This window comes from Winogradskyella sediminis (genome assembly GCF_003387355.1).
GTDB classification, from domain to species: domain Bacteria; phylum Bacteroidota; class Bacteroidia; order Flavobacteriales; family Flavobacteriaceae; genus Winogradskyella; species Winogradskyella sediminis.
Genome location: NZ_QUNH01000002.1, coordinates 87862 through 111981, shown reverse-complemented (window position 1 = coordinate 111981; position 24120 = coordinate 87862). Strand labels below are relative to the sequence as shown.

Annotated in this window: 18 protein-coding genes; 16 read left to right on the top strand and 2 right to left on the bottom strand. The window is 33.7% G+C overall.

Annotated features, from left to right (window positions below; genetic code table 11):
* Positions 1 to 57 precede the first annotated feature (57 nt).
* From C8N41_RS07805 to C8N41_RS07730, 16 genes are all read left to right on the top strand, one after another.
* Positions 58 to 777 (top strand): 3-ketoacyl-ACP reductase, encoded by a 720-nt coding sequence (locus C8N41_RS07805; protein WP_115838870.1) that lies wholly within the window; start codon positions 58 to 60, stop codon positions 775 to 777.
* A gap of 414 nt (positions 778 to 1191) precedes the next feature.
* Positions 1192 to 1794 carry a TetR/AcrR family transcriptional regulator gene (locus tag C8N41_RS07800; protein WP_115838869.1) on the top strand — a complete coding sequence of 201 codons (603 nt, stop codon included), beginning with the start codon at positions 1192 to 1194 and terminating at the stop codon, positions 1792 to 1794.
* Positions 1795 to 1800: 6 nt separating this feature from the next.
* Positions 1801 to 2856: an efflux RND transporter periplasmic adaptor subunit gene (locus tag C8N41_RS07795; protein WP_115838868.1), complete on the top strand. Its 1056-nt coding sequence runs from the start codon at positions 1801 to 1803 to the stop codon at positions 2854 to 2856.
* A 3-nt stretch (positions 2857 to 2859) separates the two neighbouring features.
* Entirely contained in the window at positions 2860 to 5964 is a 3105-nt protein-coding gene (locus C8N41_RS07790) for an efflux RND transporter permease subunit (RefSeq protein WP_115838867.1), read from the top strand.
* Positions 5965 to 5970: 6 nt separating this feature from the next.
* A complete protein-coding gene (locus C8N41_RS07785) occupies positions 5971 to 7296 on the top strand; it encodes a TolC family protein (protein ID WP_249033255.1) in 1326 nt (441 codons plus the stop codon).
* Positions 7297 to 7634: 338 nt separating this feature from the next.
* Complete coding sequence (locus C8N41_RS07780) at positions 7635 to 9842, top strand: RelA/SpoT family protein (RefSeq protein WP_115838865.1); 2208 nt, start codon at positions 7635 to 7637, stop codon at positions 9840 to 9842.
* Between the two features lie 111 nt (positions 9843 to 9953).
* The gene (locus C8N41_RS07775) at positions 9954 to 10397 is read left to right on the top strand and encodes a Fur family transcriptional regulator (RefSeq protein WP_092447706.1); all 444 of its coding nucleotides are present in this window, start codon (positions 9954 to 9956) and stop codon (positions 10395 to 10397) included.
* 12 nt (positions 10398 to 10409) lie between these two features.
* Positions 10410 to 11690: an adenylosuccinate synthase gene (locus tag C8N41_RS07770; RefSeq protein ID WP_115838864.1), complete on the top strand. Its 1281-nt coding sequence runs from the start codon at positions 10410 to 10412 to the stop codon at positions 11688 to 11690.
* A 190-nt stretch (positions 11691 to 11880) separates the two neighbouring features.
* A complete protein-coding gene (locus tag C8N41_RS07765) occupies positions 11881 to 13698 on the top strand; it encodes an OstA-like protein (protein ID WP_170137103.1) in 1818 nt (605 codons plus the stop codon).
* A gap of 3 nt (positions 13699 to 13701) precedes the next feature.
* Positions 13702 to 14877, top strand: a complete 1176-nt coding sequence (locus C8N41_RS07760) for an aspartate aminotransferase family protein (protein ID WP_115838862.1) — start codon at positions 13702 to 13704, stop codon at positions 14875 to 14877.
* A gap of 161 nt (positions 14878 to 15038) precedes the next feature.
* Positions 15039 to 16445, top strand: coding sequence for a tetratricopeptide repeat protein (locus C8N41_RS07755; RefSeq protein ID WP_115838861.1), 1407 nt, complete (start codon positions 15039 to 15041; stop codon positions 16443 to 16445).
* Between the two features lie 38 nt (positions 16446 to 16483).
* Positions 16484 to 17452, top strand: a complete 969-nt coding sequence (locus tag C8N41_RS07750; protein WP_092444142.1) for a DUF368 domain-containing protein — start codon at positions 16484 to 16486, stop codon at positions 17450 to 17452.
* Positions 17452 to 18471: a DUF368 domain-containing protein gene (locus C8N41_RS07745; protein ID WP_115838860.1), complete on the top strand. Its 1020-nt coding sequence runs from the start codon at positions 17452 to 17454 to the stop codon at positions 18469 to 18471. Before C8N41_RS07750 ends, C8N41_RS07745 begins: the two co-directional genes overlap by 1 nt.
* Positions 18440 to 19201 (top strand): shikimate dehydrogenase family protein, encoded by a 762-nt coding sequence (locus C8N41_RS07740; protein WP_115838859.1) that lies wholly within the window; start codon positions 18440 to 18442, stop codon positions 19199 to 19201. Before C8N41_RS07745 ends, C8N41_RS07740 begins: the two co-directional genes overlap by 32 nt.
* A gap of 79 nt (positions 19202 to 19280) precedes the next feature.
* Positions 19281 to 21299 (top strand): DUF349 domain-containing protein, encoded by a 2019-nt coding sequence (locus tag C8N41_RS07735; protein ID WP_115838858.1) that lies wholly within the window; start codon positions 19281 to 19283, stop codon positions 21297 to 21299.
* 171 nt (positions 21300 to 21470) lie between these two features.
* Positions 21471 to 22346: a T9SS type A sorting domain-containing protein gene (locus C8N41_RS07730; RefSeq protein WP_092444151.1), complete on the top strand. Its 876-nt coding sequence runs from the start codon at positions 21471 to 21473 to the stop codon at positions 22344 to 22346.
* A 482-nt stretch (positions 22347 to 22828) separates the two neighbouring features.
* On the opposite strand, the gene mazG is transcribed toward C8N41_RS07730, so the two are convergent.
* Together mazG and C8N41_RS07720 are read right to left on the bottom strand one after the other, a co-directional pair.
* Positions 22829 to 23602, bottom strand: a complete 774-nt coding sequence (gene mazG, locus C8N41_RS07725) for a nucleoside triphosphate pyrophosphohydrolase (protein WP_115838857.1) — start codon at positions 23600 to 23602, stop codon at positions 22829 to 22831.
* Positions 23603 to 23681: 79 nt separating this feature from the next.
* The gene (locus tag C8N41_RS07720) at positions 23682 to 24113 is read right to left on the bottom strand and encodes a DUF5606 family protein (protein ID WP_092444156.1); all 432 of its coding nucleotides are present in this window, start codon (positions 24111 to 24113) and stop codon (positions 23682 to 23684) included.
* Positions 24114 to 24120: the final 7 nt, after the last annotated feature.

Genomic DNA, 24120 nt, shown 5'->3' with positions numbered 1-24120 from the left:
TAACATTATTGCAATGCTTTTTTTATAATTTTGAATTCCAAATAAAACGTAAATCCAATGACAGAATTAAAAAATAAAAAAGCACTAATAACCGGAGGCAGTCGAGGTCTTGGAAAAGCAACCGCAATTGCATTTGCTAAAGAAGGCATTGATGTTGCTATCACAGGAAGAAATGAAGAGGCTTTAAAAGCAACCGTTGCCGAATTAAAGAAATTTGGTGTCAATGCCATTTATGCTTCATTTGATGTGAGTAATTATGAAGAAGTTCAGAAAAACATTACATCTTTAATCGACAGTTTAGGCGCTATAGACATTTTAGTAAACAATGCTGGTATTGCAGCTTTCGGAACTTTAAATGATATGGAGGTGGCACAATGGAGTCAAATTATACAAACCAACGTTATGGGCATGTACTATGTAACTAAGGAAGTTTTACCGCATTTAATTGCTAAAAATGAAGGTGATATTATTAATGTATCTTCAACGGCTGGTTTAAACGGAAATGCATCTACTTCTGCGTATTCTGCTTCAAAATTTGCGGTTATCGGAATGTCGCAATCCTTAATGAAAGAAGTCCGTAAAAACAATATTAGAGTGTGTACGTTAACACCAAGTACCATTGCATCAGACATGTCTATAGAATTAGGAATTGCAAGTAAAGACTCTGAAGATAGTGTTTTACAACCTGAAGATTTTGCTGAGCTAATTATTTCTGGTTTAAAACTACCAAGACGTGCTATGATGGCAAATGCTTCCTTATGGTCTACTAATCCTTAAATTTCAGTTTAAAATAAATTTGAATAAAACCTGCATATATTGCGGGTTTTATTGTTTTTACCACATAAGTTAGTGTAGTTATCAATTCAAAAAATCGATTAAAACATCAATTGAAAATCCTTTGTGACTCATTCCAATATCATCCAGATATAGATTTATACGAATCCTTATTCTATATAAAGATTGGTTTTCATCACCCAAGTCTATAGAATATGAAACACTACAACACACTATAGTTAGGGATCAGAGTCCATAAGCATCAGTTCACAATGAATCCCGCTTGTAGCTAAACCTGTGACTAGCACAATTCCGATTATGAATCTTATAGTTTAAGTTTATGTTAAATAATTATTTTTTGATTTAATTTTAGACATTTTTTATAATTTTGTCGAAAAATAAACAAAACAGCAACAAATGTCGAATACCAGTAAAGACGAATTTGTAAAAACACAGATTATTGAAGCTGCCAAAACCGTATTTGAGACATACGGTTTTAGAAAAGCCAATATGGCACTTATAGCAAAAGCTAGTGGAAAAGGCAGAAGTACACTTTATTATTATTACAAAAACAAAGAAGATGTTTTTAAAGCCTGTATGCTCGACGTGTACAAACCTCTATTAGATATCTGCAAATCTAAACTTTCAAACACAAACACGTTAGAGGCAAATCTATCTATTTACGCCAAGGAAAATATCATTCATATAGAAAATGCTTTAGAAACTTATAAAATTATTTTACATGATTTAAGACAAGGTGAAGATTTTATTTCTTCAATAACCGTAAAGATTCGTGAGCAAGATATAGAAATGATAAAGGACTGTTTAACATGGGCAATTCAAAATAAAGAAATAGAAATTTTAGATAATGAACATATCATTTTTTTAGCAACCATTATCGTAAATACTATTGATAATACTAAAAAAGAATTTTTTATTTATGAAACCCTGAAAGGCGACATGCTTACTAAAATTAATTGGATTAATAATCTACTTATACAATCATTAAAACTTAAATAACCCAAAATGATGACTAAACACTTTTTTTATGCTATGCTCTTAGGGCTAACTATAGTTTCTTGTGCAGAGGAACAAACAAGCAAATCAATTACCCCTATTGCCGTAAATATTGTAAATATAACACAGGACAATGGTGTTAATAGTAGTTCCGAAAAATTTCCAGGTATAATTAAACCTATAAAAACTTCAAATATTAGTTTTCAAGTTGCAGGAGATATCACAAAACTACCAGTTAGTTTGGGCGATTATGTAAAAAAAGGACAACTTATTGCTGCTATAGACCCTTCTATGTACAATGCACAGTTTGAAGCTAATAAAGCACAAGCCAACCTAGCTAAAGAAAATTTTACAAGAATAAATAGTGTATTTCAAAAAGGGAGTATTGCTGAAATACGAATGATAGAAGCAAAATCTAACTACGAACAAGCACAATCGGCTTTAAATGCGGCAAGCAAAAATTTAAACCACACCAAATTAACGGCACCTTTTAGTGGTTATATTAGCAATAAGTTAATGGAATCTGGTGATGTTGCTTCCCCAGGAATGCCTATTGTAGAATTGATAGATTTAAGTAAAGTACAAGCCATCATTTCCTTATCAGACCATGAAATCAACAATTATAAAACAGGTAGTAAAGCAAATATTTATGTCCCAACATTAAACCAAACATTTTCAGGAACCTTAACCGAAATTGCGGTACAATCCGAAAGCCAAACCCCTGTTTATACTGCTAAAATCACAGTAAACAATCCTGATTTAATTTTAAAACCAGGAATGACTTGTACTAACGTTATTGAAGATAAAATCAACACGGTAAACGACGTTACAAATCAAACTTTTAAACTTCCTGTAGATGTGGTGTCTATAACCAACGAAGGTGAAAACTTTGTATATGTAGTCAATACCGAAAACCAAACAGCACAACGCAAAATCGTAGAAATAGGCAAACTTTATAACGATGGTATCGAAATTAAAAGTGGCCTTGCTATTGGAGACAAAGTCATTACATCTGGTTACCACAAACTAACAAACAATACACCCATTAAAATTTTAACAAAATAAAAGATGAAACAAAAAGGTTCACTTATTGAATGGGGAATGAAAAACACCGCTTTCCCTGTAGCGCTAGCTGTGGTGTTTTTTTGTATTGGTATTTTAGGCTTAGTTAATATGTCTAGAAACGAGTTTCCAGATTTTACCATACGTACAGGACTTGTTGTTGGTGTATATCCTGGAGCAAGTTCTGAAGAGGTTGAAGCACAACTCACTACAAAATTAGAAGAATATTTATTCAGTTTTAACGAAATTGATAAAGCCAAAACCTACTCGTATTCGCAAGAAGGGATGAGCTATGTTTATGTTGAAATTGCGAGTAGAGTTGATAAAAACGAAACACAACAATTTTGGAACAGATTAAAAAACGATTTATTTGTTTTTCAGCAAACGTCCTTACCACCAGAAGTTAGAGGCGTTATAGTTAATAGCGATTTTGGTAACACTGCTGCCATGATTTTAACGGTAGAGTCTAAAGACAGACCGTATAAAGATTTACAACTGCATGCCGAAGAAATTATAGACGATTTACGTGGCATTGAGGAAATGGCTAAAATTAGCTATTCCGGAAGTATAAACGAACAAATTGCAGTCTACGTAGACCAAAATAAACTCGCTGAATATGCCATTAGTCCTGGCATGTTAATGCAAAGTTTAAATGCGCAAGGTGCTATTAATGCTGCAGGAGATTTAGAATCGGAAACCATAGATTACCCTATTCATATTAACCCTTCATTTAAGAATATAGCAGATATTTCCCAACATATTATTAGGTCAGATGGCAACGGAAATGTGGTTCGTGTTAGCGATATTGCCGAAGTAAAACGCGAGTATAACGACCCAGATTCTTACATTCAAAGCAATGGTACCAGAAGTATTATCATTACTTTAGAAATGGCCAAAGGCAACAATATTGTTCAGTTCGGCGACGAAATTGAAGAACATATATCCAAATTAAAAGAAGACTTACCACAAGACATTAACATCAATGTTATTGCTGACCAACCAGAAGCTGTAAACCATTCGATAGCGCATTTTATGAAAGAGTTTGGTTACGCTCTTATGGGTGTTATCTTGGTATGTATGTTGTTGCTGCCGTTCCGTGTCGCGTCACTAGCTGCAGCAACCATACCTATTACCATTGCTTCTACATTGGCGGTTATGTATTTATTAAACATGGAGTTAAACACCGTTACGCTGGCGGCTTTAATTGTTGTTTTAGGTATTGTGGTAGACGACCCTATTGTGGTTATTGATAATTACGTTGAAAAACTAGACGAAGGTAAATCACGCTGGAAAGCCGCTTTAGAAAGTGCTACCGAATTATTTCCATCTGTATTCACTGCAACCTTAGCGATTTCGGCCACCTTTTTCCCATTGATGTTTTTTATGAGTGGTACAGCAAAAGACTTTTTAAGTACGTTCCCATGGACTATATCTATAGCCTTATTCTTATCGTTAACCATTTCTGTTTTGTTGGTGCCGCATTTAAACACGGTTTTTATTAAAAAAGGACTGCATGCTCATAAGAAAGAAGGGGAAGAACACAAAAAATCAATGCTAGACCGTATTCAAACCTTCTTCAACAATAGCGTAAACAGCGCTATGAAGCATTACCGAATTACAGTTTTAGCTGGCGTACTTTCTATTGTTTTAGGTTTATTTTTATTTTCAAATGTAAGTCAGGAGTTATTCCCAATTGTGGAAAGAAATCAATTTGCAGTAGAAGTTAATTTAAATAAATCTAGCAATTTAGAAGAAACGGCTAAGGTTGTCAATGAATTTGAGAAAGTATTAGCAAATGATGAACGCGTGGTCAATTACACCAGTTTTATAGGCGAAAGTTCACCAAGATTCCATATGGTGTATGCCCCTAATTTACCAGCAAAAAACTATGCACAAATTTTAGTGACAACCACTTCTGATGATGCCACGGAAGACGTATTAAGAGATTACGACGAAAAATATGCAGATATGTTTCCAAATGCGTATTTACGAATGAAGCAATTAAACATGGTGGGTAAACCTGCACCAATTGAAATTAAATTATATGGTAATGATATTGCTGAACTTAATAAATATGGCGATTCTATTATAAACCTAGCCAGACAAACACCACAAACCATTTGGTCTCGAACGGATTTTGGTGAAGTGTATAATAAAGTAGGCATTAAACTAAAAGAACAACAACTGGCACAAGCTGGCTTAACAAAACAAGATGTTGCCAACACTATTGCAATGAACACGGAAGGCTTGCACGCCACACAAATTTACGAAGACAGCTATGCAATAAATGTAAAAGTAAAGTCTAAAACAGACAAGGCCGAAACCATTTCAGAACTCAACCAACTTTCAATTATTGTGCCTTCAACAGGTAAAAATATTCCATTAAACCAAGTTGCAGACATAAAAGCAAATTGGGGACAAGAGCGCATTGTTAGACAAAATGGAATACGATGTTTAACCGTTAGGGTTGATATTGAAAAAGGGGCTGTTGCCAATGTGGTTTTAGATAAAATTAAACCAAAATTAGAAACACTTAACATTCCTGAACATATTAAGGTAGATTTTGGTGGTGAGTTTGAAATGGCTCAAGAAAACCTGTTACCAATGGGAGTTTCTCTTTTAGTCAGTGTGGTTATAATCATATTGATTCTTATATGGCATTTTAAATCGGTTAAGCATGCGGTTTTAAGTTTTATAACTATGCCATTAAGTATTTTAGGTGCGGCACTTGGACTGCTTTTAATGCAATATCCTTTTGGATTTACATCGTTCTTAGGCATTTTAGCCCTATGTGGAATTGTAGTTAGAAATGGTATTATTTTAATAGATTATGCCGATGAGCTTCATCGTCACCATGGCAAAACATTTAGAGAAGCTGCCATTTTATCGGCAGAGCGTAGAATGCGTCCTATATTTTTAACTTCGGCTGCAGCTGCTGTAGGTGTAACACCTATGATTATTAGTCGCTCTAGTCTTTGGGGACCTTTGGGTACCGTAATTGCATTTGGCTTATTGGTTTCTATGGTATTAACCCTTTATGTCTTACCGATTTTGTATTGGTTATTTTTTAGAGCAGACGAAGACAAATTAGAACAAGAACATAACATTTAAAAAATCATGATGAACACCTATAAATCAGCATATTTCACAGCGAGCTTTTTTCTTATTTTCTTGTTGAGCATCACTACTACAAATGCACAAGAAAAAGAATTAAAATTAGAGGATTTAAAAAAGAAAGCACTTCAATATAGCAGAAGTATAAAAAACGATTCTCTTTTAATAAAAAGAGCCGAATTTGTAAAACAAGAAGCGTTTCACAACTATTTCCCAGAAGTATCCGCAAGTGCATTTGCGGTGCAGGCATTTGATTATTTGGTTCCCGAAATTCCAACGTATTTACCAAATGGCATAGAAAATTTGTATGCCGTAAGTGCTACAGCAACACAAGCCGTTTATGCTGGTGGAAAAGTTAGAATTGGTAACGCGCTTGCCGAATTACAACTGGAAGCCAGAAAAATTGGTCATGAAACAGCCATTGATTCCGTTATGCTTAATACCGAATTAAAATTTTGGCAACTAATACAAATACAAGAGCAACAAAAAGTACTCACTGCCGGAAAAACCTATGTTAATGAACTTTTAAAACAGCAACAAGATTTATTAGATGCGGGATTAATTTCCAAAAGCCAACTGTTACAAGTAAAGGTTGAAAAAAGTAATATTCTGGCAAACGAATTAGAACTTTCAAATTTGAGAAAAATTGCACTTTTAGATTTAGCACTGTATGTTGGCATGCCATTCGATACCACAATGGTGGCTACTAGTACGATAACAAAAGACAATTTTTCAACTTCAATTTTAAAAAATAATTTAAATATAGATTTAGCAGGCAACAACCTCTATCAGTTATCAGAAAAGCAAGTTAGTGCTGCACAATTAGAAATAAAAAACGAAAAATCTAACTTATTACCACAAGTTGCAGTAGGCATTAATGCTGCAAAAGTGGGCACCTTTAACAATGCTTTTAACATGGATGTTCAACCTATTGCTTTTGGCACGGTATCCATTCCTATTTCGGCATTTTGGGGCAAAGAAAAAAAACGAATTCACCAAAAAGAATTGGATTTAAAAATTGCTGAAAATAATTTATTAGATGTAGAAGACCAATTAACCAAATACATCACCAAAAATTGGTACGATTTACAAACCGCCAACAAACGCATACAATATGCTAAAGACAAACTTGATTTTGCTACCGAAAATTTAGAGGCGCAACGCGATAATTATAATAACGGTTTAAACAATTTATCGGATCTGTTAGACGCCAGACAAGCTAAAGAAGAAGCCGAAGCCGATGTAGTGAATGCCATTGCAAATTTTAAACAAAAAGAAGCAACATACCTATACAGCATAAATCAAATAGAAATTCCGGATTTAGATTAATAGCAAAACTAAAACCAACTAAAAGGCTACAAAACAATATTAATTTCATTGTTTTTAGCCTTTTTAATTTTAAAATGATATTAAGATTTACCTAATAATCATGAAAGCAGTATTTATAAACTTATAAAAACCTATCCTATATACAATAAATTCAGTAATGCAAGATTTAATTGTTACAAGGCCTAATTGATAATTTAATAAGGATTCAATTAAGCTATTGTGTTAAATAGTGAATGCATAAAACTCAAATCGTTCAAAATTTCCTCTTTTAAGAAACTTGAAAAATTCTCTAGAAGAACACATTGTTTATATCATAGACTTTGTTTACTTTAGTTCTTATGACTGAGGAAGCTATAGAAAAAGAAAATAAGGCTATTGCCAAAGCTTACAAGGAATTATTAAAAGTAAGCTACCAGACTTTAACTAAAGAGGATAAAAAATTAATTCGACACGCCTTTGAAGTAGCTGTCGATGCGCACAAAGATCAACGTCGAAAATCTGGAGAAGCGTACATCTTCCACCCTATTGCTGTGGCTAGAATTGTTGCACAAGAAATAGGTATGGATGCCACGTCTATTGCTGCAGCTTTGCTTCATGATGTGGTAGAAGATAATCCAGATTACACCATAGATGATATTGAGCAATTGTTTGGGGAAACCGTTGCTAGAATTGTAGATGGACTCACTAAAATTTCTTCATTAAAAAAAGACATGGATGTGTCTTTGCAAGCTGAGAATTTTAGAAAAATGCTGCTTACCTTAAATGAAGACGTTAGAGTTATTATTATAAAAATAGCAGACCGATTGCATAATATGCAAACCATGGACTCTATGCGTGCCGACAAACAAGTTAAAATTGCATCGGAAACTTTATACATATACGCACCATTAGCACACAGAATTGGACTTTACAATATAAAAACCGAGCTTGAAGATTTAGGTTTAAAATATACCGAACCCGAAGTCTACAACGACATTCTTTCTAAAATACAAGACAGTAAAGAAGATCAGGATGCTTATATAAAAGCTTTTTCAAAAGTCATTGAAGATTCACTCAATAAAGAAGGCTTAAACTACGAAATTAAAGGACGCCCAAAGTCGATATTTAGCATTCGTAGAAAAATGGTAAAACAAGGAGTCGCCTTTGAAGAGGTATATGACAAATTTGCGGTTCGTATCATCTATAAATCGGATTTAGCCAATGAAAAGTTTTTGGCTTGGAAAATATATTCGATAGTTACAGATCACTTTACCCCCAATCCTATTCGACTTAGAGATTGGATTTCCTCACCAAAGTCTACAGGATACGAAGCACTACATATTACTGTGGTCGGACCTAAGAGCCGTTGGGTGGAAGTTCAGATTAGAAGTGAACGTATGAATGAAATTGCCGAGAAAGGCTATGCGGCACATTACAAATACAAAAATGCAGATGCCAAAGAAGATAATCTCGATTTATGGATAAATCGTTTACAAGAAGCCTTAGAAAATCACGAAGCTGATGCTGTAGATTTCGTTGAACAATTTAAATTGAATTTATACTCCAAGGAAATTTTTGTGTTTTCACCTAAAGGAGATTTAAAATCGTTACCTAAAGGCGCCACACCATTAGATTTTGCTTTTAGTATTCACACTGAAATCGGTTTAAAAACCCGTGGTGCTAAGGTAAATGGTAAACTAATGCCTTTGAGCCACAAACTACAAAGTGGAGACCGTGTAGAGATCATAACCTCAGAAAGCGCTAAACCCAATGCCAACTGGTTAGATTACGCTACAACAGCTAGAGCACGTAGCAAAATAAAATCGGCATTAAACGAAGACACTAAGATCATAGCTGAAGAAGGAAAAGAGATTTTAAGACGAAAATTAAAACAACTCAAAATCACGCTAAATGAAAATTCCGTAAATGAATTAGTGAGTTATTTTAAACTTAATACTTCTTTAGATTTATTCTATCGTGTAGGTATTGGTAGTATTGATAATACCAAGTTAAAAGCCTTTGCCTCATCACGAAGTAATGCTTTTATGAGTTACTTTAAAAACAAAATTTATAAACCTTCAGTTTCTAAAGACATTCATAAAGAAGAAGTTACTTCCAAATACGACATGTTAGTATTTGGAAAAGAAGAAGAAAAACTTAACTATACACTTGCTAATTGCTGTAACCCAATTCCGGGAGATAAGGTGTTCGGTTTTTTAACAATTAACGATGGATTAAAAGTTCACAAAAAAAACTGCCCTAATGCTGTAAGTTTACAATCTAACTATGCGTATAGAATTATGCAGGCCAAATGGATAGACTCTACACAGCAAGTATATACCTCACAGATTATCTTATCTGGAATTGATAATTTAGGGTTAGTTAACGATATTACAAAACTAATTTCAGGTAATATGCACGTTAACATGAAGAGTATCAGCTTTTCAAGTGACGATGGTATATTTACAGGTAAAATAACAGTTCAGGTAAAAAATCAGGCCATGTTAAAAAAGCTTATTAACAAGCTTAAACAAATTAATGGAATTGACAAAGTTACGCGAGTATAAAGGTTATTAACCATTATTTAAAACTTGTTCATTTCTTTCAATTTTAATCGCCACTTTTATAATTCATATCCTATAAAATTTGCGTAAATTTGCTCTTTAATTATGAATGCAATCACAGAAGAAAGTAACCAGGAAATTGTAAAACGTGTTTTTACACAATTCCTTGAAGATAAAGGTCATAGAAAAACACCTGAGCGCTACGCTATACTTCAAGAAATTTATGATAACGAAGAACATTTTGATATAGAGTCTTTATATATTAAAATGAAAAACAAAAATTATCGTGTAAGTAGAGCAACGCTTTATAACACCATAGAATTATTATTAGAATGCGCCTTAGTCCGTAAACATCAGTTTGGGAAAAGTCAGGCACACTACGAAAAATCGTATTTTGATAAAAATCACGACCATGTTATTCTCACCGATACAGGAGAAGTTATAGAGTTTTGTGACCCACGCATTCAGTCCATCAAAAAAACCATAGAAGAGGTTTTTAATATTCAGATAACTAATCATTCACTATATTTTTACGGTAATCGTAAAAAAGACGACTAACTCAATTTTAAAATGGCAGTAGATTTACTACTTGGATTACAATGGGGAGATGAAGGCAAAGGAAAAATTGTCGATGTATTTACCTCTAATTACGATATTATTGCGCGCTTTCAAGGTGGACCAAATGCAGGTCACACCTTAGTGTTTAACGGTAAAAAACATGTACTACATACAATTCCATCAGGTATTTTTCACGAAGATAAAGTGAATTTAGTAGGTAACGGAGTTGTTATCGACCCTGTTATTTTCAAAAAAGAGCTAGATAAATTAGAAGAACAAAATGTAGATTACAAAAAATCTCTTTGTATTTCGCGTAAAGCTCATATTATCTTACCAACACACCGTTTATTAGATGCTGCTAGTGAAGCTTCAAAAGGAAAAGCAAAAATAGGATCTACTTTAAAAGGTATTGGTCCAACATACATGGATAAAACCGGCAGAAACGGCATTAGAGTTGGAGATATTGAATTAGCTGATTGGAAAGATAAATACAGAGCTTTAGCTGACAAGCACGAAGCCATGATTGAATTTTACAACGTAGATATTCAATACGATTTAAAAGAATTAGAAGCCGATTTCTTTGCAGCTATTGAAACTTTAAAAAGTTTAGCTTTTATTGATTCTGAAGAATACATCCATCAAGCACAACAATCTGGAAAATCTATTTTAGCTGAAGGTGCGCAAGGGTCTTTATTAGATATCGATTTCGGAACATATCCATTTGTCACTTCATCTAATACCACTGCGGCAGGTGCTTGTACCGGTTTAGGTGTGGCACCAAATCAAATTGGGGAAGTTTTTGGTATTTTTAAAGCATATACTACTCGTGTAGGTTCAGGACCATTCCCAACGGAATTATTTGATAAGGATGGAGAAACTATGGCTAAAGTTGGAAACGAATTTGGCGCTACGACTGGACGTGCTAGACGTTGTGGTTGGCTAGATTTAGTGGCTTTACGCTATGCTTGCCAAGTGAATGGTGTGACGCAACTTATTATGATGAAAGGCGATGTACTTTCAGGATTTGAAACCCTTAAAGTATGTACCGCATACAACTATAAAGGTGAAACGATTACACATTTACCTTACAATATAGAAGAAGAAAACATTACACCTATTTATGCAGAACTAAAAGGTTGGGCTGCTGATTTAACTGGGATGACGGAAGCTTCACAACTACCTAAAAACCTTAATGCATATGTTGAATATTTAGAAAAAGAATTAAATATTCCTATTACTATTGTGTCTGTAGGTCCAGATCGTAAACAAACTATTATTCGCAAGACGATATAATTGGACTTAAATACCGTATTGGTTTTTTTGTGAAATTTACAGTCAAGATATATTATCTTAGCTTAAAATGATTTCTCAAAAAAACCAATCTTTTTATCTACTAATATGCTTGGCAGTCATGCAGTTCTGTTAAAAAAAACGTTAACACATACTAAAGCAAATCTAATAAGTGTTATTTTGTAAAAAATATATGCCTTTGAAACGATTTAAACAGCTTCTATTTATCCTTTGCCTCCTATCTGTCTTTTTTAGTTTTGGACAAGAACGACAGAAAATAACCGTAAAATATTCTGGAAACACGTCTACGTCTCCCGATATTAAAGAAGGTGCCTTAGTATTTCTTAGAGACAAGTCTAAACAAGTCCATTTTATACATAAAGGAGCCGATCTTTTTTGCGATAAAGCCATTTATTACGAAGATCAAGACTATATAGAAGCCTTTGGAAATGTTGCCATGAAACAAGGTGACTCCATAAATATGGTCGCAAAATATATAGATTATAGTGGCAAAGCACAAATGGCCATGGCTCGTGGTGATGTGGTTTTAACCGAACCACAATCAACACTTAAAACAGATACGCTTTATTTCGACAGAATAAAACAACAAGCTTATTACAATACTAGAGGAACTGTGGTTAGAGATACCTCTGGAACTATCACAAGTCAAATTGGTCGGTATTATATTAATGCCAGCAAGTATCAATTTATACAAGATGTAATACTTGTAAATTCAGATTACACTTTAAATACAGAACGTCTCGATTTTTTCACAGAAAATGGTTTCGCATATCTTTTTGGACCTTCTACTATTGTTGGAGAAACGAGTAAAATTTATTGCGAACGTGGTTTTTATGATACTAATAGCGATATTGGTCATTTTCAGCGTAATGCCAAAATTGATTATGATAATCGTACCGTAGAAGGCGACAGCCTATATTTTGACAGAAACAAAAATTTTGCCTCAGCCACCAACAACATTACAGTCACCGACACACTTAATAAAAGTCTTGTAAAAGGCCATTATGCTGAAGTTTGGCGCGCCAAAGATTCCATGTATATTACAAAACGTGCTTTGGCAATAACGGTTCAAGAACAAGATTCAATTTACATACATGCCGATACACTAATGGTTACAGGCAAACCAGAAAACCGCATTACTCGCGCCTACTATAATGCCAGACTTTATAAAAGTGATATGGCAGGTAAAGCCGATTCTATTCACGTTAACCACAAAGAAGGTTTAACTCAACTCATTAACCTTAGTCGATATAATTCTAGTGATGCCTTTGCAATGAAACGAAAACCTGTACTTTGGAATATTGGGAATCAAATGACAGGTGACACCATTCACTTAATATCTAACCCTAAAACAGAACAATTAGATTCTCTAAAGGTGTTTGAAAATGCTTTTTTAATCAATAAAGACACCTTAAGTGAAGAGGGTTATAATCAAATAAAAGGATTACGTTTAACAGGTTTATTTCGAAATAACGAGCTTTACAATGTTGATATCGTTAAGAATGCAGAAACCATTCGATATTTAAGAAATGATGAAGGTGAACTTATCGGTATTCAGAAATCAAAATCTGGAAGTATTAACGTTAAAATTATTGATCAAGCCATAGATGAAGTACGATTTATTAATCAAATTGATGGCAATATTTTTCCAGAATCAGACTTCCCTAAAAGTGGAAGACGCTTACGAGATTTTGATTGGAGAGGAGAAGAACAACCACTATCTGTTGAAGATTTATTTAAGGATGATCCACCTTTAGACTTACCCATTATTCAAGGATTAGCGGATTACGTTCCACCTGAAGCCTTTGTAGATGATAATGTTACAGAACGTGTAGAAGAAGCAGGTAAAGCCACTCCTAAAAAAGAAAACAAAGCGGCTCGGAATCTCCCTAAAAAAACTATTGTAAAACCATTAGAATCTACAACTAAAGAATCGGACTCGACCGCGACAAAACCTTTAAAGCAAATTATAAAAAAAGAAGGGCAATAATAATTGAAAGAGGCATTTTTAAAATATCAAGCTCAAACTACTCCACACCCACTAGCAATGGAAATAAGTCACGCTAAAGGAAGTTATATTTATGACACCAAAGGCAAAGCTTATCTCGATTTTGTAGCTGGAGTTTCAGCATGTAGCTTGGGACATTCACATCCAAAAGTCGTATCTGCAGTAAAAGCACAATTAGACTCATACCTCCATGTAATGGTTTATGGAGAATACATTCAAAAACCAGCCTTAGAACTAACCAAATTATTGGCCAAACATTTACCAGAACCTTTAGATTCGACATACCTCGTTAATTCAGGAACAGAAGCTATTGAAGGAAGCTTAAAATTAGCTCGACGTTTTACAGGCCGTTCTGAAATTATTGCAGCAAAAAATGCTTATCACGGAAATACAATGGGTTCGCTGAGCCTAATGGATTATGAAGAACGCAAGCAGCCATTTTTACCACTCATTCCAGATGTTACCCATATTGAATTTAATGCAGCCTCAGATTTAGAAAAAATTACGTCAAAAACCGCAGCCGTAATCCTTGAAACAATTCAAGGAGGTGCAGGATTTATAGAGCCTACAAATAATTACCTCAGTAAAGTACAACAACGCTGTAATGCGGTAGGTGCGGTTTTAATCTTAGATGAAATTCAACCAGGAATTGGAAGAACAGGGAAACTATTTGGATTTGAACATTACAATTGCCAACCAGATATTGTAGTCACAGGCAAAGGACTTGGTGGTGGTTTACCTATTGGAGCATTTTCTGCGTCAAAACAAATGATGGATTCCTTAAGTGACAATCCTAAACTTGGACATATCACGACCTTTGGTGGCAACCCAGTTGTTGCGGCTGCAGCTCTAGCAACTTTAGAAGAAGTTACCACCTCTAACCTCATGTTAGAAACTTTAGTAAAAGAACAATTAATAAGACAACACCTACAACATCAACATATTAAAGAAATTAGAGGTCGTGGATTAATGTTAGCCGCTTTTACCGAAAATGCAGAGCTTACAAATCAAGTTATTTTAAAAGCACAAGACCAAGGATTAATCTTGTTTTGGCTACTCTTTGAACCCAAAGCCATCCGAATTACACCTCCATTAACCATATCAAATGAGGAAATAATAGAAGGTTGTCGTATTATAACTTCAATTCTCGATGAATTATAACGCCATAAATCAAGACCTAAACATCTTTAAAACAACAACTTAAACCCTTTAAGATCAACAAACATTTCAATGTTAATTAATTTGTTAAGAACATTCGTTTAAAACTCATTATTACACATAGGATAACTGTAATTTTATTTCAGTGAATTATTAAACTATTTATGCAGCACAGTCAAGACGACGAAAATTTCCCTCTAACTCGATTTGAATCGATGCTAAAGACCAATAATATATTGTTCTTTGATTCCAACGAATTTGAAAACATTATACACCATTATTTAGAAAATGGTAAAATAGCATTAGCTAAACGTGCTATTAAATTAGGCTTAGAGCAACACCCAACTTCGATTAATCTGAGGTTATTTAAAGTTGAAATCATGGTGATTGAAAATAAGTTTAACGAAGCAGACGATTTATTAGGTCGACTTCACAACCTTGAACCTTCTAATCAAGAAATTTATATTCAAAAAGCCAATGTTTTATCTAAACAAGACAAACATTTGCAAGCTATTGACACCTTAATTATTGCTATAAAACTATCGCATTCACTAGAAGATAATGCCGATTTATATGCCTTAGTTGGAATGGAATATTTATTTCTAGATCAGTTTGAAGATGCCATTGTTTATTTTAAAAAATGTTTAGAAAGTGATACTTCTGATTACTCTGCGCTACATAATATAGTGTATTGCTATGATTTTCTCAATCAAAATACAGAAGCTATTGACTATTTAAATCAGTACTTAGATTCTAATCCCTATTGCGAAGTGGCATGGCATCAATTAGGACGACAGTATTTAACCGTAAAAGACTATGCTAAAGCAAATACAGCATTAGATTTTGCCATTATCTCTGATGACACGTTTGTGGGTGCCTATATTGAAAAAGGTAAAGTTCTAGAAAAATTAGAAAAATACGAAGAGGCCATTGACAACTATAAAATTACTTTAGCTTTAGAGGACCCAACTTCTTTCGCTTTGTTGCGCATTGGTCAATGTTACGCTAAACTTGGGCAAGAAGATTTAGCGATTCAGTTTTTCAAAAAAACAATAAATGAAGATGCTCTTTTAGATAAAGGTTGGATTGCTATTACCAAATTTTATATGAAGCGCCTCAACTATCAAAAAGCGCTTTACTACATAAATAAAGCCGTAATTATCGATGGTGAAAATGTAAATTACTGGAAACTCTATGCAACCGTTAATAAGCGTTTAAATTTTCTAGAAGAAGCTGAACGTGGTTACAAACGTACTTTAGATTTAGGTAATTACGAATTAGATACCTGGTTAAATAGATCTGATGTTTTAACAACCTTAGGCGAATACGATGCTGCTGTCTTTAATTTGCTTCAGGCTTCAGAATTTTATCCAGAAAATGCCGAAATAGAATACCGATTAGCTGGTTTATACTTTACACTCCATCAATCTGAAGAAGGCCGTTTCCATTTAAAAAATGCCACGAGACTCAATATTGATTTTAATTTTATTATATCAGAATTGTTTCCTCAACTTACAGACAGACCCATGATTAAAGCTATAATTTCAGAGGGTAAAAAGACGACAAAGTAAAAAAAATCATACCTTAGCATTTCATATTTTTTATTAAAATGCAAAGACGATTTATAGATTATTTAGTCATCACCTTTAAAGGTATTGCTATGGGAGCTGCAGATGTGGTTCCTGGGGTTTCAGGCGGCACCATTGCCTTTATTTCGGGTATTTATGAGGAACTTATTGAGAGTATTGATAAGGTGAACCTTACTGTTTTTAATATCTGGAAGAAAGAAGGCTTTAAAACCGCTTGGAAATCTATTAACGGCAATTTTTTACTGGCACTTTTTTCAGGAATAGCTATTAGTATTTTATCCTTATCAAAACTTATTAAATGGTTACTGCACCACGAGCCGGTATTACTTTGGTCCTTCTTTTTTGGCCTCGTACTCGCAAGTATTTTATACATTGCAAAACAAATTAAAGGGTGGTCATTAACACTGATAGCAGCAATTATTATAACTACAATTTTATCTTTTTATATTACCAAAGCCGAACCTTTTGCCTCACCAGACAGTCCTTTTTATCTTATATTTTGTGGCTTTATAGCTATTATTGCTATGATTTTACCAGGCGTGTCTGGAGCTTTTATTCTACTTATTCTCGGTGCATACCAAACCGCAATTGACACTATTAATAATCTAAGAGATGGCCTTTTAAATGGTAATATGGAACTCTTTAAAGATGCCTTATTAAAATTTACTCTGCTTGGTGTCGGAGCTATTATTGGGCTTAAAGTCTTTTCTAAAGCGTTAAATTGGATGTTTAAACACCACAAAAATCTTACGCTTGCAATCCTAACAGGATTTATGATTGGATCACTGAACAAAATTTGGCCTTGGAAAGAAGTTATAAAAACAAGAATCAATTCTGAAGGAGAAATCGTAACCTTACTCGATAGAAGCATCTCACCTACCGCCTACGTTGGCGATAACGAACTTGTAATGGCCATCGTATTTATTATCGTTGGGTTTGCAACCATTCTCATTTTAGAAAGTCTAGGAAAACATAAAAACAAAGTGTAATGCAAAGCAGCAGACCACTTAAGGATCGTATATTTTTGGTCATTAAAGGTTTGGCTATGGGTGCTGCTAATAAAGTCCCAGGCGTCTCGGGAGGTGTCGTGGCTTTTGTGGCTGGTTTTTATGAAGAGTTTATCTATTCCTTACAAAGGGTAAATAAAACAGCATTTAAACTGTTGTTTAATGGACGGATTAAAAGCTTTTATCGCTATACCAACGGTAAGTTTTTAAGCTTACTATTTTTAGGAATGATCGTTAGCTATTTTAGTGTTTCTAAATTATTAGATTACCTTATTATACAATACGAACTCTATGTATGGAGTACCTTCTTTGGAATGATTTTGGGTTCCATTTACTATATCTCAAAAGATTTTAAAGAATGGAACAAAACCACATTAACAGCTTTAATACTTGGCACAATCGCTGGTATTAGTGTTAGTTTTCTTGATCCTGCCACAGAAAACGACAACTTACTTTTTGTTTTTTTCTGTGGTATCATAAGTGTATCTGGTATGACACTACCAGGGTTTTCAGGCTCATTTATTCTAATTCTCTTAGGTAATTACGTGTTACTTTTAGTCGACTCGGTAAACGCACTTAACGATACTATAATTGATATGCTTAAAGGAAATTTTGAATTTGTACATAATACATATCGAATTAAAATGCTTAAAGTTTTAGGGGTGTTTACACTAGGGTCTGTCACCGGATTGGTTACCTTTTCACATATATTAAGTTATATTCTTAAAAATTATAAATTTATAACACTAGCCACCATAATGGGTTTTATAATTGGATCGTTAGGAGTGGTTTGGCCATGGAAAGAAACGATTTATAAAACCGATTCTGAAGGACTTCATATTTTGGATTCCACTGGAAAACAAATCGTTGCTAACTACCAACGGTATTTACCAGAAATGAACGCCCAAACTTACATTGCAATTGCTTATATTGCCCTAGGAATCCTTATAGTTTTAGGATTAGAATGGTATGGAAAACGCACAAGACAAATCAAAGTATAAATACGGACTGGTAGGAAAAGACATCTCCTACTCTTTTTCAAGAGGATATTTTAAAGATAAGTTTGCATCTGAAAATCTTCCAAATTCATATGTTAATTTCGATTTACAATCAATAGAAGAACTTACCGAAATTATAAACAAGACTTCTAATTTAAAAGGTCTTAATGTCACTATCCCTTATAAAGAGCAAGTGATTCCATTACTTGATAAGCTAAACAAAAAGGCCAAAAATATTGGGGCTGTAAATACCATTCGGTTGACGAAAAAGAAAAAGTTGGTTGGTTATAATACGGATTATTATGGTTTTAAAAACTCTATAAAACCGCATTTAAAATCCTACCATAAAAACGCCTTAATTTTGGGTACTGGTGGCGCATCTAAAGCTATTGCATATGCTTTAAAAAAACTCAATATTAAATACGACTTTGTCTCTAGAACCCAAAAAGAGAAGGTTAGCTTTTTGTACTCAGAACTCGATCGTAATATTATATCAAAATACACTATCATTATTAATTGTACACCAATTGGTACATTTCCTAATGTAAACGAGTGTCCAAACATTCCTTATGATGCCATTACCAAAAAGCATATTTTATACGATCTCATTTATAACCCAGAGCAGACTAAATTTTTACAATGTGGAGCACTTAAGGGTGCCACAACTATTAATGGGCTAAAAATGTTAAAATTACAGGCCGAAAAATCCTGGGAAATATGGAATAAGTCCTAAATTACAAGCTGTACAAGCATTTACTTTGATGTTATACCGCTAGTTAGTATCTTTAACAATTATAAAAACTATTTGACATATGTCTGAGAATGATAACCTGCAAGAAGCAGATGGAAAAAAAGAAGTGGTTTCACCAGAAACGACTCCAACCCAACCAACAGAAAACGACACAAGCACTGTTGATAATGAGGTCCGTAAGGATCAAGACTCCACATTAGAGTCGGTGGAATCTAAAGCGGAAAGCAGTGACGATGTTAAAGACGACACAACAGAAGTCGCACTAGAGACACCTGCAATCAAAGATAAACTTGTAGACGAAATAGAAGCTTCAAACGCCGAGGATGCCGAAGATGAATCTAATGCTGAACGACATGAAGTTGAGGAAAAAGATTATCATGCAATGTCTATGGCAGAGCTAACTACTGAATTTGGTAGGCTTCTAGGTTCTCATAAAATACAAACCATCTCAAAACATATCAATGAGATAAAAAGTGAATTCAACGCTAAATTCAGTGAACTTCTAGACGAAAAAAAGGAAGAATTTATTGAAGATGGTGGCAACGAAATAGATTTCTATTACACTAACGACACTAAAAAGCAATTTAACTCGTATTATAAAACGTATAAGCAAAACATAAATGCTTATTATAAGGAGCGCGAGCAAAATCTAAAGCAAAATCTCGACACAAGGTTAGCCATAATAGAAGAAATAAAAGGCTTACTCAGTGTTGAAGAAAATATGGGTACGACCTATAAAACGTTTAAAGAGTTACAAGAAAAATGGCGTAATGCAGGACCAATTCCTAGAGATAAGTACAATAATGCTTGGAATACTTACCACCATCATGTAGAACGCTTTTACGACTTTTTACATCTCAATAATGATTTGAGAGATATGGACTTTAAACACAACTATGATCAAAAAATAAAGATTATAGAACGTGCTGAAGAGTTGGCAGAAGATGAAAACACCAACCGTTCGTTTAGAGAATTACAAGTGTTACACAAACTCTGGAAAGAAGAACTCGGACCAGTTAGTAAAGAACATAGAGAAGCTATTTGGGAACGTTTTAGTAATGCAACAAAACTGATTCATGATAAGCGCCAAGCTTATTTTGCTGATATGGATAAAGCTCATGAAAAAAATCTTGAACGTAAAGAGGAAATCATTGCTCAAATAGAAGCCATTGCAGAAGACAAAGCCAATTCTCATAGTGGATGGCAGAAAAAAATTAAAGAAATTGAAGCCTTAAGAGAAGCCTTCTTTAAGGCTGGTAAAGTACCATTAAAAGTAAATGAAAGCACTTGGGCTAAATTTAAAGCTGCAGTAAGAACGTTTAACAGAAGTAAAAATAGTTTTTACAAAGAATTAAAGAAAGATCAGTACGAAAACCTTAAAAAGAAAAAGGATTTAATTCAAATTGCAGAAGATAATAAAGACAGTGAAGACTTCGCTACGGTTACTCCATTGATGAAGAAAATTCAAAACGAATGGAAAAAAATAGGACACGTACCAAGGCGCGATAGCGATAAAATTTGGAAACAATTTAAAACGGCTTGTAACCATTATTTTGATAGAATGCATGCGCAGCGTAAAGCGCAAGACCAGCACCTTTATGAGGCATTTGATAAAAAAGTAAAACTGCTTGATGACTTAAAAGTTATGGAACTTACAGAAGATCCCAAAGCAGATATAAAAACACTACAAGATAAAATTGCCGAATGGAAAGCTATTGGTTATGTGCCGCAAAACAAACGTTACATCGATGGCAAATTTTACAAAGCCATTGACGATAAGTTTGATAAACTTAAGATGGATAAGTCGAAATTAGAAATGATTAAGTTTGAAAGTAAACTTGAAAACTTAGCTGATTCTGATGACACACGCTTACTAGATAACGAGCAAAACTTTATTCGAAAAAGAATTTCGGAAATTAAATCTGAAATCAATCAACTCGAAAATAATTTACAGTTTTTCTCTAATGTAAAATCAGACAATCCATTAGTTAAAGATGTCCATAAGAATATTGCAAACCACAAGAAAGAATTAGACACCTGGAAAGCCAAATTATCCAAGGTTCGTGGCATGTATAGCTAAAATCCTATAGAGTAATTTAAATGTAACTCATTTGCTTATAGCAAACATCCGTTTGTTATAAGCAATTTTTCTGTACCAAACAAAATATTAAAAAAATTCAGTCTCAGTATCATCAATACGTGATGTACTATTTATAAATACAAATCAATACAATTTAAACACCCAAAAATCATGAAAAAAACTCTACGCTTTTTACTGTTATGCCTACCCACTATTGCATTATCGCAAGTTGAATTAGATCAGGTTGATGATTTTGAAGATTATACGATGAGTAACTGGACCAAAAACAATTCTATCGCTAACGAAAACATATATAACGGAGGTCCTTCTGGTGAAGGCGACAATTTTTTACGCGTAACCTCAAGTGGTTCAGGTTCTGATCTTGAATTAATGACTAAAAATAATGCGCAATGGCAAGGTAACTACTATCAAGGTAATCTTTCGAGCCGTGTTAAATACATTTCCATGGATGTTAGAAATTCAGGAAGTTCAGTGATCTTTTTAAGATTATCTTTTCAAACGGATTACGGTCTTATTTACCGTTGCAGTACTACAAATGCAATAGCTGTTTTACCAAACGAAGGATGGAAGCGCATTTCGTTTTCAATTCTTGAAGAAAACATCACAGCACTCTCAGAGACTTTCAGTTATGCGGTTACCTTCGGAAGCGGAAGTCAGGGCGTAGAAGAAATGAGAATATTACACAATGATGTACCTGCTTGGGAGTCAGATCCCATCGAAGCGGTTTTAGATATTGACAACATCATGGCTGAAAGCCAGACTTTGAGTACAGAAGAAATCGCTGTGAAATCAGAATTAAAATTATTTCCAAATCCAACTAGCAATGCTATTACTGTGACTAGCAACGAAAACGTTACTGAAGATATTAGCTATAGTATTATTGATTTATTGGGAAGAACAGTTAAAGAAGGTCGTTCTAAATTAAATCAGGAAATAAATATTCAAGACATAAATAGTGGTAATTATATTGTTGAAATAAAAAATGCCAATGGAGAGATCTTTAGAGAAAAACTAATAAAAAATTAGTTGATATTCTCAATATCTATATTTTAATATTAAAGTCAACTTATATCTAATAACACTAACGTTGACTAAAACCTAAAATATCAAAACCCACTTGATTTTTCACAAGTGGGTTCTGCCCTAACTAAACTAAATTAACCTTAATTACAACCGCTTAAAATAATAATTAAGATTTCCTACTAAGATTATAAAAACGCTTTTGTTTTTATATACAGTATTTACGCACAGAAATGAGTTTTGGATGTTCCATATTTAATTTTTAGAAAACTTTAACAAATAACACCTTACCATTACCATTTGAAGATATCGGTAGAAACTTTGGTACAGGTATTCTAATTAAATAATATGACGACTGTTAAAGATTTAATTACAATTCGGAAAGGCTAATTAGATATCTAGGTTTCTATTTCGTATAATTTTACTACAAAAACTTAAAAAGTCTAATTTAAGATGGATTCCTGCTTATGTAGGAATGACAAAAATCTTTACAACAATTTTGCTTCTTCCCAAAAGACATCCATTTCAGAAAGTGTCATATCTTTTAAAGATTTATCTAAGCTTTTTGCTTTAGATTCTAGATATTGAAAGCGTTTAATAAATTTTTTATTGGTACGTTCTAAGGCGTTTTCAGGATTAACTTTTAGGAAACGTGCGTAATTAATCATAGAAAACATAACATCACCAAACTCACTTTCAATAGCATCTTGATCTCCTTTTGAAATTTCAACTTTTAATTCAGCAATCTCCTCTTCTACTTTTTCAAACACCTGCTCAGGTTCTTCCCAATCAAATCCTACTCCGGCAACTTTTTCTTGTATACGACTAGCTTTTACAACAGCAGGTAAACTTTTAGGAACTCCTTCTAGCACACTATCTTTACCTTCTTTAAGCTTTAGTTGTTCCCAATTGCGCTTTACCTCAGCTTCATCTTTTACCACCACATCACCATAAATATGTGGATGACGATCAATCAGTTTATCACAGATACTATTACAAACATCTGCAATATCAAAGTTATTCGTTTCACTTCCAATTTTAGAGTAGAAGACAATATGAAGCAATACGTCTCCCAATTCTTTTTTAACCTCATCCAAATCATTATCTAAAATGGCAGCTCCAAGCTCATAAACCTCTTCAATGGTAAGGTGACGCAAGGATTCCATCGTTTGTTTTTTATCCCATGGACATTGCTCTCGCAACTCATCCATAATTATTAACAAACGCTCAAAGGCTTTTAATTGGACAGTTTTATCAGACATTATTTTTGTTATAATATGGTCTCAATACAATTTTGAGCAGAAAGCTTTCTGCTCAAAACCACTCGCACTGACGTATTATTTACTCCTCTTCGTCAGAAGTATTTTTATCGTCTTTTGGATCTTCTAATGCATCTAAAAGATTATTCTTTTGAAGTAAGTTGTACCATTGTACTACTTTTTTAATATCTGAAGGATATACACGATCTTCATCATAGTTTGGTAATACTTCAAAGAAAAATTCTTCTAAAACATCCTTACCATCCTTGTGACTGATAGACGTTTGCTCTCCGCCTTCTTTTTCTTTTACCTTTTTTAGTACCTCTCTTAAAGGTACTTCTTCAGCTAAAGTATAAATAGCAATTTCGCTAAGAATACTAATATTACTGTGTGCACCTACTGTAATACGCTTCTTGTCAATTAACGACTCTACAACAGCACCTGTTCTTGTTTGTGTAACGATTTGGTATAAACCTGGTTTTCCTGAAATGGATAAAATTTTATCTAAGCTCATATATATA

Bases quoted from the DNA above. Each gene is read 5' to 3' on its own strand.
- C8N41_RS07765 (WP_170137103.1), top strand. From the start codon at position 11,881: ATGCCTTTGAAACGATTTAAACAGCTTCTATTTATCCTTTGCCTCCTA.
- C8N41_RS07755 (WP_115838861.1), top strand. From the start codon at position 15,039: ATGCAGCACAGTCAAGACGACGAAAATTTCCCTCTAACTCGATTTGAA.
- C8N41_RS07800 (WP_115838869.1), top strand. From the start codon at position 1,192: ATGTCGAATACCAGTAAAGACGAATTTGTAAAAACACAGATTATTGAA.
- C8N41_RS07745 (WP_115838860.1), top strand. From the start codon at position 17,452: ATGCAAAGCAGCAGACCACTTAAGGATCGTATATTTTTGGTCATTAAA.
- C8N41_RS07720 (WP_092444156.1), bottom strand. From the start codon at position 24,113: ATGAGCTTAGATAAAATTTTATCCATTTCAGGAAAACCAGGTTTATAC.
- C8N41_RS07805 (WP_115838870.1), top strand. From the start codon at position 58: ATGACAGAATTAAAAAATAAAAAAGCACTAATAACCGGAGGCAGTCGA.
- C8N41_RS07770 (WP_115838864.1), top strand. From the start codon at position 10,410: ATGGCAGTAGATTTACTACTTGGATTACAATGGGGAGATGAAGGCAAA.
- C8N41_RS07785 (WP_249033255.1), top strand. From the start codon at position 5,971: ATGATGAACACCTATAAATCAGCATATTTCACAGCGAGCTTTTTTCTT.
- C8N41_RS07730 (WP_092444151.1), top strand. From the start codon at position 21,471: ATGAAAAAAACTCTACGCTTTTTACTGTTATGCCTACCCACTATTGCA.
- C8N41_RS07740 (WP_115838859.1), top strand. From the start codon at position 18,440: ATGGAAAACGCACAAGACAAATCAAAGTATAAATACGGACTGGTAGGA.
- C8N41_RS07795 (WP_115838868.1), top strand. From the start codon at position 1,801: ATGATGACTAAACACTTTTTTTATGCTATGCTCTTAGGGCTAACTATA.
- C8N41_RS07735 (WP_115838858.1), top strand. From the start codon at position 19,281: ATGTCTGAGAATGATAACCTGCAAGAAGCAGATGGAAAAAAAGAAGTG.
- C8N41_RS07780 (WP_115838865.1), top strand. From the start codon at position 7,635: ATGACTGAGGAAGCTATAGAAAAAGAAAATAAGGCTATTGCCAAAGCT.
- mazG (WP_115838857.1), bottom strand. From the start codon at position 23,602: ATGTCTGATAAAACTGTCCAATTAAAAGCCTTTGAGCGTTTGTTAATA.
- C8N41_RS07750 (WP_092444142.1), top strand. From the start codon at position 16,484: ATGCAAAGACGATTTATAGATTATTTAGTCATCACCTTTAAAGGTATT.
- C8N41_RS07790 (WP_115838867.1), top strand. From the start codon at position 2,860: ATGAAACAAAAAGGTTCACTTATTGAATGGGGAATGAAAAACACCGCT.